This window comes from Acidimicrobiales bacterium (genome assembly GCA_035546775.1).
In the GTDB taxonomy this organism is placed as follows: Bacteria; Actinomycetota; Acidimicrobiia; order Acidimicrobiales; family JACCXE01; genus JACCXE01.
On sequence record DASZWD010000017.1, the window covers coordinates 19,867 to 37,723 of the forward strand.

Below are 17,857 nucleotides of genomic sequence, written 5' to 3' on the forward strand. Positions count from 1 at the left end.
TTCGACTGCAGTGACGGATTTGGTCGAGGTCTACCGGGCGCTGTTGGTGCCACGACTGATCGAAGAACGCATGCTGGCGCTCCTGCGCCAGGGGCGACTGTCGAAATGGTTCAGCGGCATCGGCCAGGAGGCGATCGCCGTCGGCGTGGCGTTGGCACTCGAGGACGACGACTGGATCCTGCCGATGCACCGCAACCTCGGGGTCTTCACCGCCCGCGGCGTCGACCTCGACGAGCTGTTCCGCCAGATCCTGGGACGCGACAACGCCTTCACCCACGGCCGCGACCGCAGCTTCCACTTCGGCACGCTCCACGAGCACATCGTCGGCATGATCAGCCACCTCGGCGCAATGCTGCCCGTCGCCGACGGTCTGGCGCTGGCGGCCCAACTCCGCGGCGAGCAACGCGTCGCCGCCGCGTTCACCGGCGACGGCGCCACCAGCGAAGGCGACTTCCACGAAGCGCTCAACCTCGCGGCGGTGTGGAAGCTGCCGGTGATCTTCGTCGTCGAGAACAACGGATGGGGCATGTCCACGCCCACCGACGAGCAGTACGCCTGCGCCGACCTCGCCGATCGCGGCGTCGGCTACGGCATGCCGGCCGAGATCGTCGACGGCAACGACGTGCTCGAGATGATCGTGGCGGTGTCACGCGCCGCGGTGCGCGCCCGGCGCGGTGAGGGACCAACGCTGCTCGAGTGCAAGACGTTTCGTATGCGGGGCCACGAAGAGGCCTCGGGCACCGACTACGTGCCTGAGGCACTCGTCGCCGAGTGGGCGGCGCGCGATCCGATCGCCCGTTTCGAAGCCGTCCTCGACCTGGACCCCGCCACGCGCGAGGAACTGAAGGCGAACCTGCGCGCCGACATCAACGAGCGGGTGAAACTAGCGCTCGACGCGCCCGCCCCGTCGTCGACCGCAGACGCCGAAACCGCCGCCGTCTTCGCACCTTGTGTTCTGTCGCACACGAAACGTGCGCCACAGAACACAGGCTCGCGGGAGGTGCGGTATGTCGACGCCATTACCGACGCGTTGCGCACCGCGATGCGGGAGGACGAGCGGGTAGTGCTGCTCGGCCAGGACATCGCCGAGTACGGCGGGGCGTTCAAGGCGACGGCCGGGCTGGTCGACGAATTCGGCCGCGCCCGGGTGCGCAACACGCCCATCGTGGAATCGGCGGCGGTCGGCGCCGCCCTCGGCCTCGCCCTCGACGGGTTCGTGCCCGTCGTCGAGATGCAGTTCGCCGACTTCATCTCGTGCGGGTTCAACCAGATCGTGAACAACCTCGCCAAGACGCACTACCGGTGGGGCGCCGGCGTGCCCGTCGTCATCCGCGCCCCCGTCGGCGGCGGCATGGGCGCGGGCCCGTTCCACTCGCAGAACCCCGAGGCGTGGTTCACCCACGTCGCCGGCATCAAGGTGGTCGCGCCGGCGACGCCCGCGGACGCCAAGGGCTTGCTGCTCAGCGCAATCGACGACGGCAACCCCGTCCTCTTCTGTGAGCACAAACTCCTGTACCGATCGGTGACCGGTGAGATTGCCGACGGGTGGGCGGCCGTGCCGATCGGCGAGGCGCGCGTGACGCGGTCGGGCGGCGCGGCCACCATCGTCGCCTACGGCGCCGCGCTGCAGTGGGCCGTGGACCTCGACGCCGACGTCGACGTCATCGACCTGCGCACCCTCGTGCCCTGGGACAAAGAAACGGTGATCGATTCCGTCCGCCGCACGGGCCGCTGCCTCGTGGTGCACGAGGCGCCACGCACCAGCGGTTTCGGCGCCGAGGTCGCGGCCACCATCGCCGAGGAATGCTTCGACGCCCTCGACGCCCCCGTCATGCGGATCGGCGGCCTGGACACTCCGATCCCCTTCGACCCGGCGCTCGAGGCGATCTTCTCCGCCCGCGACCGCCTCGCCCCCGCTCTGGAGAACTTGCTCGGTTATTAAGCGACCCCGCGGGCCATGCGGCGCATCACCGCGAACCCGTTGACGCTCGAAGGCGCTCGTTCGCTAAGCGGTGATCGTTTCCACCGACGTCGTCAGTTCGGCGAGCACGTCGGGCAGCGGGGTGACACCGATACCGGCGCCGGTCGGGACGCGCAGCTGACCGTCCACGAGTTGGAACGGCGTCGTGAGATCCTGGTGGAAGTAGCGGTCCGACGCCGACGTGTCGCCGGGGAGCGTGAAACCGGGCAGCGACGCCAGCGCCACGTTGGCGGCGCGCCCGATGCCGGTTTCGAGCATGCCGCCGCACCACACCGGCACGCCGTGAGCGACGCACACATCGTGGATGCGGCGAGCTTCGAGGTAGCCGCCGACGCGTCCGGGCTTGATGTTGACGATCGCGGCGGCGCCCAACTGGATCGCGGCCGCTGCGTCCCGCGCCGACTCGATCGACTCGTCGAGGCACACCGGCGTCTTGATCAGGCCGGCCAGCTCGGCGTGACCGAGGATGTCGTCTTCGGGCAGCGGTTGCTCGATCAGCAGCAGGTCGAAGGGATCGAGTTCGGCGAGGTGGCGGGCGTCGGCGAGGGTATACGCCGTGTTGGCGTCGACCTGTAGCAGGAGGTCGTCGCCGAAGCGCTCGCGCACGGCGCGCACGCGGTCGACATCGGCACCCGGCTCGATCTTGAGCTTGATGCGCATGTAGCCCTCGGCCAGGTAACCCTCCACCGTGTCGAGCAGTTCGGCGACCGAATCCATGATGCCGACCGAGACCCCCGAGTCGACCGCGGGGCGCACGCCGCCGAGGTACGAAGCCAATGACACGCCCGCGTTTCGCAACTGGGCATCCAGCACCGCAGTCTCCACCGCGGCCTTCGCCATGCGATGACCCTTCACCGGCGCGAGCACGGCACCGACGTCTTCGGCGGCCACGTCTCCGCGGGCGAACAGCCGCGGCACGAGATGGACGCGGATCACGTGCTGCGCCGCCTCGACGTACTCGGAGGAGTACAGCGGTGCGTCCATGGCCACACACTCGCCCCAACCCTCACTGCCGGGACCTATCACCCGCACGAGCAGCGTGTCCTTGCGCGTCTCCACGCCGAACGACGTCCGGAACGGCGCCACCAGCGGCAAGCTGACGCGGCGTAACTCGACGGCTTCGAGCCTCATACGGCCAGTCTGCTAGTTATGCGTGTCGATCTGGGCCTTCTGTAGCCGGCCCGAGTAGTCGACGTACACAGTCTTCACCTGACTGAACTGCTCGATGCCCCGCGTGCCCGCTTCGCGGAAACCGTTGCCGGTGTGCTTCGTGCCTCCGAACGGCAGCGGGATCTCGGCGCCGATCGTCGGCGCGTTCACGTAGACGATGCCGGTGTCGATGGCCTCGACGGCGCGCAGCGCGGTGTTGATGTCGCGGGTGTACACGGCGGCGGACAAGCCGTATTCGACGCTGTTGACCACGTCGACGGCGGTGTCGAGGTCGTCGACCTCCAGCACCGACAGCACCGGGCCGAACACTTCGTCGCGCGCCACCACGTGATTCGGCTGCACGCCGACGAGGACGGTTGGCTCGACGAAGGTGCCGCCGTCACAACCGGCGACGTCGTCGCGCAGCTTGCCGCCGCACGCCACCGTCGCGTCTTCGGCCACCGCCGCCTCGACCATGCCGATAATGCGCGCCGCCGCGGCCGCGTTGACGACCGGACCGACGTCGGTGTCGGGCAGCGTCGGGTCGCCGAGCTTGAGCCGCGCCGCGCCGGCGAGGATGCGGGCGACCAACTCTTCGGCGACGTCGGGATGCACGATGAGCCGCGACGTCGACGTGCACCGCTGGCCGGCGGTTCCGAACGCACCGAACAACGCGCCCTCGGTCGCCAGGTCGAGGTCGGCGTCGCGCCACACGACCATGGCGTTCTTGCCGCCGAGTTCGAGCGAGACGACGCGGGGACCATTGGCCATCGCGGCGGCCGCCACCTTGCGGCCGGTCGGCACCGAACCGGTGAAGCTCACGGCGCCGACACCCGCGTGCGTCGCCAGCGCGGCCGCGGGCTCGGCTTCGCCGTGGACGAGTTGCAGCAAGGGACGCGGGATCCCAGCCTCGACGCAGCAGTCGACGAACGCTTCGGCGCATGCGGGCGCGAACTCCGACGGCTTGAGCACGATGCCGTTGCCGGCGAGCAACGCCGGGAAGCACTTCCACGACGGGATGGCGATCGGAAAGTTCCAGGGCGTGATCATCCCGACGACGCCGATCGGGATGCGCGTCGTCCACGCCATCTTCTGGCTCAGCTCCGACGGCACGGTGTCGCCCCACGCGCCGCGGCCCTGCCCGGCGACGAAGTTCGCCATGTCGACGGCTTCCTGCACGTCGCCGCCGGCTTCGACCGCGATCTTGCCAACTTCACGCGACACGAGACTGGCGATCTCGGCCTTGCGCGCCGCGATCACGGCGCCCGCCGCAGCGATGAGATCGGCGCGGCGCGGGACGGGCACCTTCGCCCAGGACGCCTGAGCTTCCGCCGCCGCCTCCACCGCCCGGTCGACGTCACCCGCATCGTGTCGCGGGTAGGTCCCGATCACTTCGGCGGGCCGCGCAGGGTTGACCGAATCGAAATGGCTATTGCGAAGCGACAATGTCGTTCACCTCGGCTTCCTTGTCGACGACGGGATCCCCGGGCACCGCGACGTCCACGTAGTGCAGCGTCGCGCCGCGGAAGGGGAAGTGGCCGCGGTACTCGAGGTCGGCGGGCGAGTAGTCCGGCGCCCACCCGGCGGTGACACCGGCGCCGGTGAGCGAGAAGCGCGACCACAGCGTGCGCTTCACCGCGCCACCACCGATGACGGCGTCGTCGACCAGCAACGTGACTTCCGGCGCGGCGAACCGCATCGCCAGCGTGTGGTCGCCCGGCGACAGGGCCGGCAACGCGGCGTCGACGCGATACAGCCGCCAGCCGGCCAGGTTGTGCACGTACACGAGCGCACCGTCGACGACGTGGAACGACCAGCCGCCGAGCACCGAGCCCTGCGCGATCAGGACACCCTCCACCGGCGCGTCGCCGGCTGCGTCGACCGTGACGTGCGCCGTGACTCCGAATGGCCGGTTGCGCACATTGGCCGCCACCGACTCGGGCACCGGTGCGCGCCCCGGGTAGTAGCGGTAGAGGTTGCGCGGCGCCACCGACGACGGCCGGTTGAACACCATCTCGCTGAAGGGACGGTTGTCGACGGGCAGCACGTTGTTGCGCGCCGCTTCGTCCCACCACGTGGCGATCATCCGCTCGAGCCGTTCGGGTTCGCGCGTTGCCAAGTCGTTCGTCTCCGACGGATCAGCGCGCAGGTCGTACAGCTCCCACGGCGCGTTGTCCAAGCCGGGCTCGTCGAACTGGACCTCGTGGTAGGTGACGGCCTTCCACCCGTCCTGGTACAGCGCGCGGCAACCGAGCATCTCGTAGTACTGCGTCGTGTGCACCTCGGCGGCGTCGGCGGTGGCGAAGGTCGACGCGAACGACACGCCGTCGATCTCGTTTGCCGGCGCAACACCGATGGCGTCGAGCACGGTCGGCAGGATGTCGACGGCGTGCACGTACTGCGGGCGCACGTCGCCGCGCGCCGAAATGCCGCGGGGCCACGCCACGATCAACGGATCGGCGACGCCGCCCTCGTGCGTCTCGCGCTTCCAGCGGCGGAACGGCGTGTTGCCCGCCACCGTCCAGCCCCACGGGTAGTTGTTGTGGATGCGGGGCCCGCCGATCTCGGCGAGGCGCTCGTCGGCTTCCTCGACGGTGCGCGGCAGCGCGTTCCACACGCGACCGTCGTTGAGCGAACCGGTCGGTCCGCCTTCGGACGAGGCGCCGTTGTCGGACAGCACGATCACCAGCGTGTTGTCGAGGTCACCGATGGCGTCGAGACGGGCGAGGAACCGCCCGAGTTCAGCGTCGGTATGCGACAGGTAGGCGGCGAAGGCCTCCATGTAACGGGCATAGACGCGCCGCTCCTGCTCGCTCAGCGAATCCCACGCCGGCACCCAGTCGGGCCGCGCCGACAACTCGGTATGCGACGGCACGACGCCCATCGCCTTCTGGCGCGCCAGCGTCTGCTCGCGCCACGCGTCCCAGCCGGCGTCGAAGTGACCGGCGTAGCGCTCGATCCAACCGGGCGGCGTCTGGTGCGGCGAGTGACACGCACCCGTGGCGAGATACATGAGCCATGGCTTGTCGACGTCGACGTTGCGCAGGTCCTCGACGAATTCGATCGCCTTGTCGACGAGGTCGGCGGTGAGGTGGTAGCCCTCCTCGTACGTACCCGGCGGATCCGCCGCGTGGTTGTCGTACATCAGTGCCGGCACGAACTGATGCGTCTCGCCGGGGAAGAAGCCGTACCAGCGCTCGAAGCCCTTGCCCAGCGGCCAGCGCACGCGCGTGGCGCCGAGGTGCTCTTCGTCCTCAGGCGTAAGGTGCCACTTGCCGACGGCGTAGGCGGCGTAGCCGTGCGCCGTCAGCATCTTCGGCAGCATCGCCTTGTCGTCGGGGATGCGCGCCGTATAACCGGGGAAGCCCATCGCCAGATCGACGATGCGTCCCATGCCGACGCGATGGTGGTTGCAGCCCGTCAGCACGCTGGCGCGCGTCGGCGAGCACAGCGCCGTCGTGTGAAACGACGAGTAGCGCAGACCGCCCGCCGCCAGCGCGTCGATGGTCGGCGTCGCGATATCGGACCCGAAGCAACCGATCTGGGCGAAGCCGACGTCGTCGAGCACCACGAGCAACACGTTGGGCGCGCCCGCGGGCGGCCGCGGGTCCTCGGGCCACGCCGGTTCCGACTCCCAGTAGTACCGACCGATTCTCGCCGCACGCGCCACGGTCGCAGCCTAGGAAAGCGCGCTCAGGCTCGACGTGCCGCGAGCGCACCGAAGCCAGCGGCGGCGATGGCACAGCCCGCCCCGACCACCATCGGGACGCGTGCGTTCGTGGCGTCGGCAAGGGCGCCGGCGAGCGGGCCGCCCACGGGCGTCGTGCCGATCAACACGACGGTCTGCAGCGCCAGTACCCGTCCCAGCATCGACGGCTTCGTGCGCAGCTGTACGACGGAGGTCACCGCCGTCATGAACGCCACGCCGGCGGCGCCGACGACGAGCGACACGACGATCGCGAAGGCAACCGACGGCACGACTGCGATCAGCAGCAGCGACCCACCGAGCGCCGCCGAGCTGCGCAGCACGGCGACGACCCCGACGTCCTCCCGTCGGGCCACGACCAAGGCGCCGACGAGCGCACCCACGCTGAAGGCCGAGTACACGATCGTGTACGCGCCGTCCGAGCCGTGCAGGCCGCGCTCGACGAGCAACGGCAACGTCACGGTGAAGTTGTACGAGCCGAGCCCGACGGCCAGCGACACCGCGAAGGTGATCCACAGTTCCGGGACGGAGAGGATGTAGCGCACGCCGGCGCGGACCTGGCCCTTGGCGCGCGCCGTCGCTTCGGTGACGCGCAACTCGGCGGGCCGCATCATGGCGAGGGCGATCAACACCGCGACATAGGAGAAGGCGTCGACGGTGAAGGCCCAGCCATAGCCGACCGTCACGATGAGCACGCCGGCGAGCGCCGGCCCGCCGATGCGCGAAATGTTCACCATGGCGCTGTAGACGGTCACGGCGTTGGCCACGTCCTTCTGGGGCACCATCTCGTTGACGAACGAGCGGCGCACCGGATTGTCGACGGCGAGCAGGCATCCGCCGACGATGGCGACGCCGAAGAACGCGCCGAGCGGCGCGTCGCGCGCGAACGCCAGCGCCGCCAAGGCGAAGGACTGCAGCATCTCGCCGACCTGCGTGAACAGCAGCAGGCGCTTCTTGTTCGAACGGTCGACGACCGCGCCCGCCCACGCGGAGACCAGGAGGATGGGCCCGAACTGGCACGCCGCCACCGCACCCACGGCCACGCCGCTGTTGGTCCGGTGCAGGACGAGCAGCGTGAGGGCGACCATCGTCAGCCAGTTGCCGGTATTCGAGATGGTCTGGCCGATGAAGAACAGCCGGAAGTTGCGCGAGCGCAACGACGCCAGCGTCCGGGTCCAGAAGCCGGCGACGGGTTCGAGTTCGAGTGGTTCCGCGGCTGCCACGAACTGCTTAGGCAGGCGGACCGAGGATGTAATTGCCGGTGTCGGGGTGCGGGTACCAACCGCCCGCCGCGAACGTCCCGCCGTCGACGTGGATCGTGTGGCCGGTGATGTAGGACGACAGATTGCTGGCGAGGAACACCGCGGCGCCGGCCATCTCGTCGACGTGACCGACGCGGCGCATCGGCACCATGCGACCGAGGTGCGGAATGCCGGCTGGCGGCACGAGCGTCTCCATGCCTTCGGTCAGCGTCACGTCGGGCGCCAGCGCGTTGACGCGGATGTCGTAGGGCGCAAGCTCGAGGGCGGTCGTCATCGTCAAGTTGATGACGCCTGCCTTCGCCGCCGCGTACGCGGCGTAGCCTGGTGCCGCGCGCGAGCCCTCGATCGAGGTGACGTTGATGATCGAGCCGCCGACCTTGTTGTCGCGCATGACGCGGGCGACACGCTGCGAGCAGAGCATCACGTGCTTGAGGTTGGCCCGGTAGAGCGCGTCCCACCCGTTCTCGGTGCCGTCGAGGAAGTTGACGGCGAACACGCCACCGGCGTTGTTCACGAGAATGCTCGGGACGCCCAACTCGTCGATCGTGTGGGCGAGCGCCTCGTCGACGTGACGCGAGTCGCGCACGTCGACATGGATGCCCAGGCCACCGATGCTCTCGGCGACCGTCTTGCACCGGTCGCCGTTGTGCTCCCACACCGCCACCCGGGCGCCATAGGCGACGAAACCCTCGGCGATGCCGCGGCCGATACCGCTGCCGCCGCCGGTGACGATGGCGACGCGGCCGTCGAGGCGCGCCGCGTTCGGATCGAGCGTCACAACTGAGAAATTACGAGATCGCCGTACCGGGCCGCGACGTCGAGCGTTCGATTGATGTCCTGACCTGGGAGTCCGACCTGCACCCAGGTAACGCCGATCGCCGCCAGCGCCGCCAATCCGTCCAGGTGGGCCGCGGCGTCGAAGGTGTCCGACGCGGGGTCGCCGCCGGCATGGCAGGCGAAGGACACGTCGAGTTCGGACGCGTCACGGCCGACGGCGTCGCAGCGCCGCGTGAGATCGTCGAGGGCGCGGGCGAGGTCGTCGGCGGTGCGCAGCTCGGCGGTGCGCGACGTCTGGGCGACGCCGGGCGACGTCGGAAACGGCGCCCAGCCGTCGCCGCGCGCGGCGGCGCGCTGGCGCGCCCCCACCGAGTTGCCGCCGATCCAGATCGGCGGGCATTGCGCCGGACGCGGGTGGGCCGTCACGCCGCGCGCGCTGAAGTGCTTGCCCTCGAAGTGCACGTCGTCGCCGCTCCACACCGAACGCAGCACGTCGATCGACTCGTCGAAGATCTCGTTGCGGGCCGCGTGGTCGACACCGAGGGCGGCGAACTCCGACTTGAGATACCCGGCGCCGGCGCTGAGCGTGAAGCGGCCGCCGCTCAACACGTCAAGGGTCGCGCCGGCCTTGGCGACGATGAACGGGGTGCGGTAGGGCAACACCACGACGTTGGGAATGAGACGCAGGCGCGTCGTCGCCGCCGCGCAGAACGCCATGGCCACGAACGGGTCGTAGGCGTCGTGACCCCCGTTTTCGACCCATCGCTGCGACGGCGCCGGATGATCGGTGAAGCCGATGCCGTCGAACCCGGCGGCCTCGACCGCGCGCGCCACGCGCATGACGCCGTCGGCCGTCAGGAACGCCGGATCGTAGGGCCCGCCCACCATCGGGAAGGTGGTCGCGAACTTCACGCGAAGAACTCCTCCCTCCCAGCCTCCACGAACTGGGCGCGCCAGATCTGGTTATCCGAGTCCTGGTACGCCCGGAACGGTGTCTTGGGCTCCGGCCGCCACCACAGCGGGTCGCCGGTGTGCCACTTCTGCTTGCGCAGCGGATTGCGGTCGACCTTGCCCGTGGCGGTGACGGGAATCGAGTCGACGACGCGCACGAACCGCGGCGACCACTTGGTCCCCAGGTCGGACTGCGCGTCGAGGAACGCGTCGAACGCGTCGGGGTCGAACGTGCCGTCGTATTCGATCGCGGCCATCACCTGGTCACCGGTGCGCGGGTCGGGCACGGGATACACCACGACGGCGCGCACGCCGGGATAGCGGGCGATGACGTTCTCGACGGGACCGGCGGCGAAGTTCTCGCCGTCGACCCGCAACCAGTCGGAGGAACGCCCGGCGAAGAAGAACGTGCCGTCGTCGCTGCGGTACCCGAGGTCACCGGTCCAGTACCACCCGTTGCGACCGCGCTCGGCCGTCGCCTCCGGGTTGTTGTAGTAGCCCTCGAAGTTGCGTAAGCCGTCACGCCCGACGATCTCACCCACGGCAGCCTCGGCGTTCACCAAGTGGCCGGCGTCGTCGAAGACCGCACGCGGGCACTCCTCGCCCGTTGCAGGATCGAGCACGACGACGTCGACGCCCTCAGCGGGCTTGCCGAGTGCGCCCTTGGGCATGCCCGAGTACGGCGTGATGACCACTCCGCCCTCGCTCGACGAGTAGCCCTCGACGACGAAGCAGCCGAAGCGCTCACGAAAGGCGCGTCGATCGGCGGGCGACGCCTCCGAACCGAGGCAGTACTTGAGGCGGTTGTCGGCGTCGAGCGGCGATGGCGGCTGGGCGAGGATGTAGCTCAGCGCCCGTCCGACGTAGTTGAAGTACGTGGCGTTGTAGCGGCGCACGTCGGCCATGAATTCCGACGCGCTGAACTTGCGCCGCAGAGCGACCGCCGCGCCGCTGAGCAACGCCGGGAACAGGTTCGCCAGCAGCGCGTTGCCGTGGAACAGCGGCATCGAGCAGTACAGGACGTCGTCGGGCCCGAACGCCACCGCACTCTGCGACGACGTGCGCGCCGCCCTCCCCTGCGTCATCTGCACCGCCTTGGGCGCCCCGGTCGACCCCGACGTGAAGATCAGGCAATACAGCGAATCGGGCGGCGGAATGCGCCCCGGAGGGGCGCATTCCGCGTACCGGTTCGACTCGGTGTCGATGACCACTGAGCAGTCGGTGTGGGCGATGTCGCGCTCCAACTCGACGGAACTGTGCGTCGGGTTGAGGCCGACGACGACCGCGCCGGCGAGCGCAGCGCCGAACAACGTGAAGACGTACTCCGGGACGTTGTCGAGCAGCACTCCGATGTGTTGCCCGTACGACATCGACGCCGCCCGCGCCGCCGATTCCGCCACGACCTCCCGCCACGTCCACGACTGGTCTTCGAACAGCAGACCGGTGTTGGCGTCCTCGGCGCGGGCGAGAACGCCCTCCGCGATCGTCTCAGGCACGAGGCAGACCGAGCACGCGCTCGGCGATGATGTTGCGCTGGATCTCCGACGCGCCCGCCGAGATCGTGTTGGCGAACGAATGGAAGTACTGCTCGAGCCAACTGCCTTGCGGGTCGTCGACCGACTGGGTCCCGTCGGCAACGATCTCCCCCATCCGCACCGCGTCGACGCCCTCGAGCTCAGCGGCGACCAGCGCGATGTTCTGGCGCAGCTCGGTGGCGAACCACTTCATCAACGCCTGCTCGGGTGCGTCCCCGCCGCGCACCAACTTGGCGAAGCCGCGGTACCCAAGGCAACGCGCCGCCACCACGTCGATCTGCGCTCGCACAATGGCGTCGGTCATCGCGGCGCGCTCCACGTCGCTCGCCCGCGCGCCCAACTTCTCAGGCGCCTGCGCCACCAACTCGGCCATCGCCATCTCGTCGGACAGCACGTTGTTGAGCCACACCATGCCGCGCTCGTGCGCCAGCGAACCGTTGGCCATGACCCACCCGTTGTTCAGCTCACCCACGAGGTTGCGCGCCGGCACGACCACGTCGTCGAAAAACACCTCGTTGAGATCGGGATGCTCCGGGTGGATGATCTCGGGCAGCGGCCGCACCGTGATGCCGGGCGTGTTCATGTCGACGAGCACGATCGAAATGCCCTTGTGCTTCGGCGCGTCGGGATCGGTGCGGCAGAAGAGGAAGCAGAAGTCGGCGTAGTTGGCGCCCGACGTCCACACCTTCTGACCGTTGATCACGAAGTGGTCGCCGTCGAGCACGGCGCGGCACTTCAGCCCCGCGAGGTCGCTGCCGGCGTCGGGCTCACTCATACCGAGGCACGCCGTCTTCTCGCCGCGCAGGATCGGCATGGCGTATTCCTCGACTTGGTCTGGCCGGCCGTAGTCGAGGATGGACGGGGCGACGATGCCGAGGCCCTGCACGTTGGTCGTGCGCGGCACGCGCGCCTTGTACAGCTCTTCCATGTAGATGATCGTCTCGACGGGTCCGGCGTTGCGCCCACCGCGTTCGGGCGGCCAGCCGGGGACGAGCCAGCCGTTGTCGAACATCTTGCGTGTCCAGTCGCGCGCCCACTGCGGCGCGTGCCCCGTGCTGACCGACGGCTCCGCCGCCATGTCGGCGGGCGACGGGCGATTGGCCGCCAGCCACTCACGGAACTCGAGTCGGAACGCTTCGGCCGAATCGTCGAACCGCAGTCTCATGACGCGAGCCCCGTGAGCTGGGCGACACGCGCCCGATGGAAGGCACCGCCGCCGAGCAGGAAGTCGGCCGACTTCGCCCGCTTCAGCCAGAAGTGCAGGTCGTTCTCCCACGTGAAGCCGATGCCGCCGTGCAGCTGCAACCCGTCGGTGACGATGAGGCGTTGACACTCGCTCGCCGCCGCCTTGGCCATCGAGGCCGCCAGCGCGCGCCGATCGTCGTCCTCCGCGATCGTCAACGCAGCGAAGTACGCCAGCGATGACGCCTTCTCCAACTCCAGGTACATCGTGGCGAAGCGGTGCTTGAGCGCTTGGAACGAACCGATCGGCCTGCCGAACTGCTCGCGCACCTTCGCGTATTCCAGCGTCGTCTCGAAGATCACGCGGCACGTGCCGACGACCGATAGCGCCATCGCGGTGACGGCTTCGTCCTGCGCCCGCGCCGCGCCCGCCCCGACGTCACTCAACGCACGCTCGCCGCTCACTTCGACACCGTCGAAGGCCACGTTGCCCAGCGGCAGTGTCGGATCGATAACGCGTACCGGCGTTACCCGCGCCGACGCCAGCGGCACCACGAAGACGTGGTCACCGCTCACGACCGCGATCTCGTCGGCGCTGGCTGCGTCCATGACCATTTGCGCCTCGCCTTCGAGTCGCCAGCCGTTGCCCGCCCGCGTCGCCTGCACGTTGCCGTCGAAGGCCGCCGTCGCCGTGATCGCGCCTTCGGCGACCCGCGCCAGCCAGTCGCCGTCGCCGCCGCACTCGCGCACGAGCGGGGCGAACTGCGTGACGGTGGCGACGAACGGCGACGGCGCCACGACACGTGCCAACTCTTCGACGACGAGGCCGGTCTCGACGAAGGTCAATCCAAGCCCGCCGTCGGCTTCGGGCACGCCGATCGCCGGCCACCCCAGCTCTACCAGCGTGGCCCACAGCTTGTCGGCGGCGCCACCATCTTCGTCTTCGAATACAGCACGCACGAGCGACACAGGGCACGCACCGGCGAGCACCGCGCGCGCGTTGTCGCGTAGTTCGATTTGGTCAGGAGTGAATTCGAGATCCATCTAGTTCTGTAGCCCCAAGAATCCTTTGCGCATCATGGTCACCATGGCGTCGACCGCCTCGTCGCGTTCGGAGAACCGCAGCGTGAACACGCCGTAGGGCATGCGCTCGGTCAGCGCCAGGAACGCCAGCGCGTCGATCGACGGATCACCGAAGCCGCGGCTCTGGAGGATCCGACCGAGGCGGCCGATCACCGCCACGGCCACGTCGAGTGAGAACGCGGCCAGCGCCGTCTCACCGACGAGCATCTCCTGCCACACGCTGATCACGCCGCCGTTGCCCTCGTAAGCGCTGAACCATTCTTCGGTCCAGGCGCGCAGTGCGGCGCGATCGTCGGGCGACGGGAAGCGGTCGAGCATGTCGATCATGCGCGACGACGCATCCTCGGCCAGCACGCGGAAGAAATCGTCCTTGTTCTGGAAGTACCGGTAGAACGAGCCGTGCGACACGCCCGCCACCTCGGCGATGTCGTCCACCCGCGCCGCCTGGTAACCGTGCGACGGCAACACCTTGGCGCCGGCGTCGAGCAACCTGCGCCGCGTCTTTTCACCGCGCGGACGAACCTCGCGCTGGCGCTGCACCCGTGGCGCGGCGGGGACGTCGACCTTGACGGGCTTGGCCCGCCGGTCGACGTTCACGCCTTCGATCGGCCCAGCGAAGAGCCGGTGCACGAACAACGCGACGGCGTGCACGAACGAGCGGCGCGACGCGACGGTCTGCATGTTCTCCCAGTAGAACGAGCAGCGGATGACGACGGCGACGACGCCTTCGCCGAGCACCAGGTTTTCGCGCTTCGACGCGTCGAGCCCGAAGGCGCGCAGCAGCGCGGTGGCCGTCTGCTCGCTGATCGACACCGACGAGCGGCTGGTTTGTGGTTGCTCGCGCGACGCCGCCTGGAACGAGGCGAACACCGCCGAGTAGCGCTCGTGCATCGTGGCGAAGTCGTCGATCCACTTCTCCAGCGCCCCGAGCCCACGGGCGTCGCGGGTCACCTTCGGCAGCCGCTGGGCCAGCCCCACCATTTCCTGGCCCAGACGCGCCGCCAGCTTCCAGAACACGTCGTCCTTCGACGAGAAGTACTGGTAGAACGCCGGGCGTGAGCAGCCGGCCCGCTCGGTGATCAGTTCGACGCGCGCCGCGTCGAAGCCGACGTCGGCGAACACTTCCAGCCCGGCGGCCAGGATCTTGTTCTGGGTTTCCGCGCCGCGCTCGCCCACGGTGGGGTTGGCCCCGAAGGGCCGTCGGCGGGCGATTTCCACGGGTGATTAATCTAACAGCGCCGTCACTTTTCGAGCCTTGAGGGAGATCTGGAATGCAGCTCGACGACATGATCCTGGTGAGCGTCGACGACCACGTGGTCGAGCCACCCGACCTCTTCGAGGGCCGTCTCTCAAAGAAGGCCGCCGAAAAGGCGCCGCGCGTCGAGAAGCTGGACGACGGCCTGGAAACGTGGGTCTTCGAAGGCGCGCCGATGCCCAACGTCGGACTCAACGCGGTCGCCGGCCGCGACCCGCTGGAGTACGGGCTTGACCCCACGTCGTTCGACCAGATGCGCAAGGGGTGCTTCGACATCCACGAACGCATCCGCGACATGAACGTGAACGGCGTGCTCGGCTCGCTCAACTTCCCGTCGCTCGTCGGCTTCGCCGGGACGCTCTTCTACACAATGGAAGACAAGGACATCGCGCTCGAGTTGCTGCGCGCCTACAACGACTGGCACATCGAAGAGTGGTGCGGCACGTACTCCGGCCGCATGATTCCCCTCGCCATTCCGCCGATCTGGGACCCGAAGCTGATGGCCGACGAAGTGCTGCGCGTGGCGGAGAAGGGCTGCCACGCGTTCACCTTCAGCGAGAACCCGTCGAAGATCAACAACCTGCCGAGCTACCACTCCGACCACTGGGACCCGTTCCTCGCCGCGATGCAGGAAACCGAATCGGTGCTGTGCCTGCACATCGGTTCGTCGAGTCAGATGTCGATCACGTCGATGGACGCGCCCATGGACACGATGATCACCCTGCAGCCGATGAACATCGTGCAGTGCGCGGCGGACCTCGTGTGGTCGCCGATGTTCCGCAAGTTTCCCAGCCTCAAGGTGGCCCTCAGCGAGGGCGGCATCGGCTGGATTCCGTACTTCCTCGAGCGCCTCGACTACGTCTACAACCACCATCACCAGTGGACCAACCAGGACTTCGGTGGCAAGTTGCCGAGCCAGGTGTTCAACGAGAACATCCTCACCTGCTTCATCGACGACGCCGTCGGCATCGAAATCCGTCACCACCTGAACATGGACTCGATCATGTGGGAGTGCGACTACCCGCACTCCGACTCGACGTGGCCCAACGCGCCCGAGATGGCGATGAAGTACCTCGACGGCCTGCCCGACGACGAGATCAACAAGATCACGCACCTCAACGCCATGAACCACTTCAAGTTCGACGCGTTCAAGCACATCCCGCGTGAGCAGTGCACAGTCGGCGCGCTGCGAGCCCAAGCCACCGACGTCGACACCACGCCCAAGTCCTACGGCACCGGCGCCTTCAAGGAGGACGGCGGCATCGTCACCGCCATGACGCTCGCCGAGCGCATCGCGGCGCGCGCCGGTAGGTGAGCGACCACCCGTTTCGGGTTCTCCCCCGACTCGACGACCACAACCGGTTCTTCTGGACGTCGGGCGCCGACGGCAAGCTGCGCTTCCTGCGCTGTAACGACTGCGGCTACTACATCCACCCGCCGCTGCCGCAGTGCCCGCGCTGCGCGTCGAAGGACATCACGCCGTCGGTCGTCACCGGGCGCGGCGTGGTGCACAGCTTCACCATCAACCATCAGCCGTGGGACGGGTCGACCGAGCCGTGGTCGATCGTGCTCGTCGAACTCGACGAGCAGGAAGGTCTGCGCCTGACCTCCAACATGGTCAATTGCGCCAACGAGAACGTGCGCATCGGCATGCCCGTCCACGTCGTCTTCCAGCAGTACGACGACGTCTTCATTCCCGTGTTCGAGCCCGCCAATGAGTAGCCGATGAGTGACTTCGAGAATCGTTCGATCATCAGCGGCGTCGGTCAGTCCGAGATCGGACGCAAGCTCGGTCGCGACGAGCTCGACATGACGCTCGACGCCGCGCGCGCCGCCATCGCCGATGCCGGGCTTACCGTCGACGACATCGACGGCATCGCCGCCTACCCCGGCGAGATGGCCGGCTCGCCCGGCGGCTTTGCCGGGCCCGGCACGCCCGCGGTCCAGGACGCGCTGCGCCTCAAGGTCAACTGGCACTCCGGTGGACGCGAAGGGCCGGCACAGATCCAGGCCGTCATCAACGCCGTGATGGCCGTCGGCGCCGGCCTGGCCCGCCACGTGCTCGTGTACCGCACGGTCAACGAGTCGACCGCGCAAGGCGAGGGCGGCCGCTCCGGAATCGGCCTCGACTCGGGCGGTGGCGGCGGTGGCGCGCCGCGCATGAGCGGCGACTTCCAGTGGCTCATCCCGATGCGCGCCTACTCCGCCGCGTGCTGGCTGGCGATGTGCGCCAACCGCCACATGCACGAGTTCGGCACGACGCCCGAGCAGCTGGCCCAGATCACACTCAACGCTCGCCGCCACGCGGGGCGCAACCCCAAGGCCATCTTCCGCGACCCGCTCACGCTCGACGACTACTTCGCCTCGCGCATGATCACCACGCCGTTCCATCTCTACGACTGCGACGTACCGTGCGACGGGTCAACGGCGGTGATCGTCAGCGCCGTCGACCACGCTCCCAACGTCGACCACCCCGTCGCCCGCGTCGAAGCCATGGGCACAGCGCTGCGCGGCCGCCCGTCCTGGGATCAGTGGGAGGACATGACCACGATGTGTGCCCGCGACGCCGGCGCGCAGATGTGGACGCGCACCGATCTGCGCCCGTCCGATGTCGACGTCGCCGAGCTGTACGACGGCTTCTCGTTCCTGACGATGACGTGGCTCGAAGCGCTCGGCTTCTGCGGCAAGGGCGAGTCCGGTCCGTTCGTCGAGGGCGGCACCCGACTCGACCTCGACGGCGAGCTCCCGCTCAACACCCACGGCGGCCAGCTCAGCGCCGGTCGCCTCCACGGCTTCGGGTTCATCCACGAAGCCGTGATGCAGTTGAGCGGCCGCGCCGGCGACCGTCAGGTCAAGAACGCCGAAGTCGCGGCGGTCGCCAACGGGGGCGGCCCCATCGGCGGCTGCATGCTGCTCACGAAGCTCTAAGCGTTCTGTGAAGGCTCTTCCGTGCAGGGCACGGAAAAGTCTTCACAG

The 17,857-nt window shown here is 68.7% G+C and carries 14 protein-coding genes; 4 read left to right on the plus strand and 10 right to left on the minus strand.

The features are described 5' to 3' along the window. The first annotated feature begins 10 nt into the window (after positions 1-10). Entirely contained in the window at positions 11-1,942 is a 1,932-nt protein-coding gene (locus tag VHC63_03560; protein HVV35654.1) for a dehydrogenase E1 component subunit alpha/beta, read from the plus strand. A gap of 63 nt (positions 1,943-2,005) precedes the next feature. On the opposite strand, the gene menC is transcribed toward VHC63_03560, so the two are convergent. The 10 genes from menC to VHC63_03610 are packed head-to-tail and all read right to left on the minus strand — an operon-like array spanning position 2,006 to position 14,844. Continuing rightward, positions 2,006-3,112: an o-succinylbenzoate synthase gene (menC, locus tag VHC63_03565; GenBank protein HVV35655.1), complete on the minus strand. Its 1,107-nt coding sequence runs from the start codon at positions 3,110-3,112 to the stop codon at positions 2,006-2,008. A 12-nt stretch (positions 3,113-3,124) separates the two neighbouring features. Then, a complete protein-coding gene (locus VHC63_03570) occupies positions 3,125-4,576 on the minus strand; it encodes an aldehyde dehydrogenase family protein (GenBank protein HVV35656.1) in 1,452 nt (483 codons plus the stop codon). Further along, positions 4,560-6,800: an arylsulfatase gene (locus tag VHC63_03575; protein HVV35657.1), complete on the minus strand. Its 2,241-nt coding sequence runs from the start codon at positions 6,798-6,800 to the stop codon at positions 4,560-4,562. The genes VHC63_03570 and VHC63_03575 overlap by 17 nt, the downstream gene beginning before the upstream one ends. A 23-nt stretch (positions 6,801-6,823) precedes the next feature. After that, positions 6,824-8,059 carry an MFS transporter gene (locus tag VHC63_03580; GenBank protein ID HVV35658.1) on the minus strand — a complete coding sequence of 412 codons (1,236 nt, stop codon included), beginning with the start codon at positions 8,057-8,059 and terminating at the stop codon, positions 6,824-6,826. Positions 8,060-8,066: 7 nt separating this feature from the next. After that, the gene (locus tag VHC63_03585) at positions 8,067-8,876 is read right to left on the minus strand and encodes an SDR family oxidoreductase (protein HVV35659.1); all 810 of its coding nucleotides are present in this window, start codon (positions 8,874-8,876) and stop codon (positions 8,067-8,069) included. Next, on the minus strand, positions 8,873-9,787 hold the full coding sequence (locus VHC63_03590) for an LLM class F420-dependent oxidoreductase (protein HVV35660.1): 915 nt from the start codon (positions 9,785-9,787) through the stop codon (positions 8,873-8,875). Before VHC63_03590 ends, VHC63_03585 begins: the two co-directional genes overlap by 4 nt. Further along, complete coding sequence (locus tag VHC63_03595) at positions 9,784-11,322, minus strand: AMP-binding protein (protein ID HVV35661.1); 1,539 nt, start codon at positions 11,320-11,322, stop codon at positions 9,784-9,786. Before VHC63_03595 ends, VHC63_03590 begins: the two co-directional genes overlap by 4 nt. Further along, positions 11,315-12,526 (minus strand): acyl-CoA dehydrogenase family protein, encoded by a 1,212-nt coding sequence (locus VHC63_03600; GenBank protein HVV35662.1) that lies wholly within the window; start codon positions 12,524-12,526, stop codon positions 11,315-11,317. The genes VHC63_03595 and VHC63_03600 overlap by 8 nt, the downstream gene beginning before the upstream one ends. Beyond that, positions 12,523-13,587: an acyl-CoA dehydrogenase family protein gene (locus VHC63_03605; GenBank protein HVV35663.1), complete on the minus strand. Its 1,065-nt coding sequence runs from the start codon at positions 13,585-13,587 to the stop codon at positions 12,523-12,525. Before VHC63_03605 ends, VHC63_03600 begins: the two co-directional genes overlap by 4 nt. Further along, positions 13,588-14,844, minus strand: a complete 1,257-nt coding sequence (locus VHC63_03610) for a TetR/AcrR family transcriptional regulator (GenBank protein HVV35664.1) — start codon at positions 14,842-14,844, stop codon at positions 13,588-13,590. A 53-nt stretch (positions 14,845-14,897) separates the two neighbouring features. Between VHC63_03610 and VHC63_03615 the strand changes: the two genes are divergently transcribed. Genes VHC63_03615 through VHC63_03625 form a run of 3 tightly spaced genes read left to right on the plus strand, consistent with a single transcriptional unit; the run spans position 14,898 to position 17,809 of the window. Then, entirely contained in the window at positions 14,898-16,196 is a 1,299-nt protein-coding gene (locus tag VHC63_03615) for an amidohydrolase family protein (protein HVV35665.1), read from the plus strand. Then, the gene (locus tag VHC63_03620; protein ID HVV35666.1) at positions 16,193-16,603 is read left to right on the plus strand and encodes an OB-fold domain-containing protein; all 411 of its coding nucleotides are present in this window, start codon (positions 16,193-16,195) and stop codon (positions 16,601-16,603) included. The genes VHC63_03615 and VHC63_03620 overlap by 4 nt, the downstream gene beginning before the upstream one ends. 3 nt (positions 16,604-16,606) lie before the next feature. Then, positions 16,607-17,809 (plus strand): thiolase family protein, encoded by a 1,203-nt coding sequence (locus VHC63_03625; protein HVV35667.1) that lies wholly within the window; start codon positions 16,607-16,609, stop codon positions 17,807-17,809. Positions 17,810-17,857: the final 48 nt, after the last annotated feature.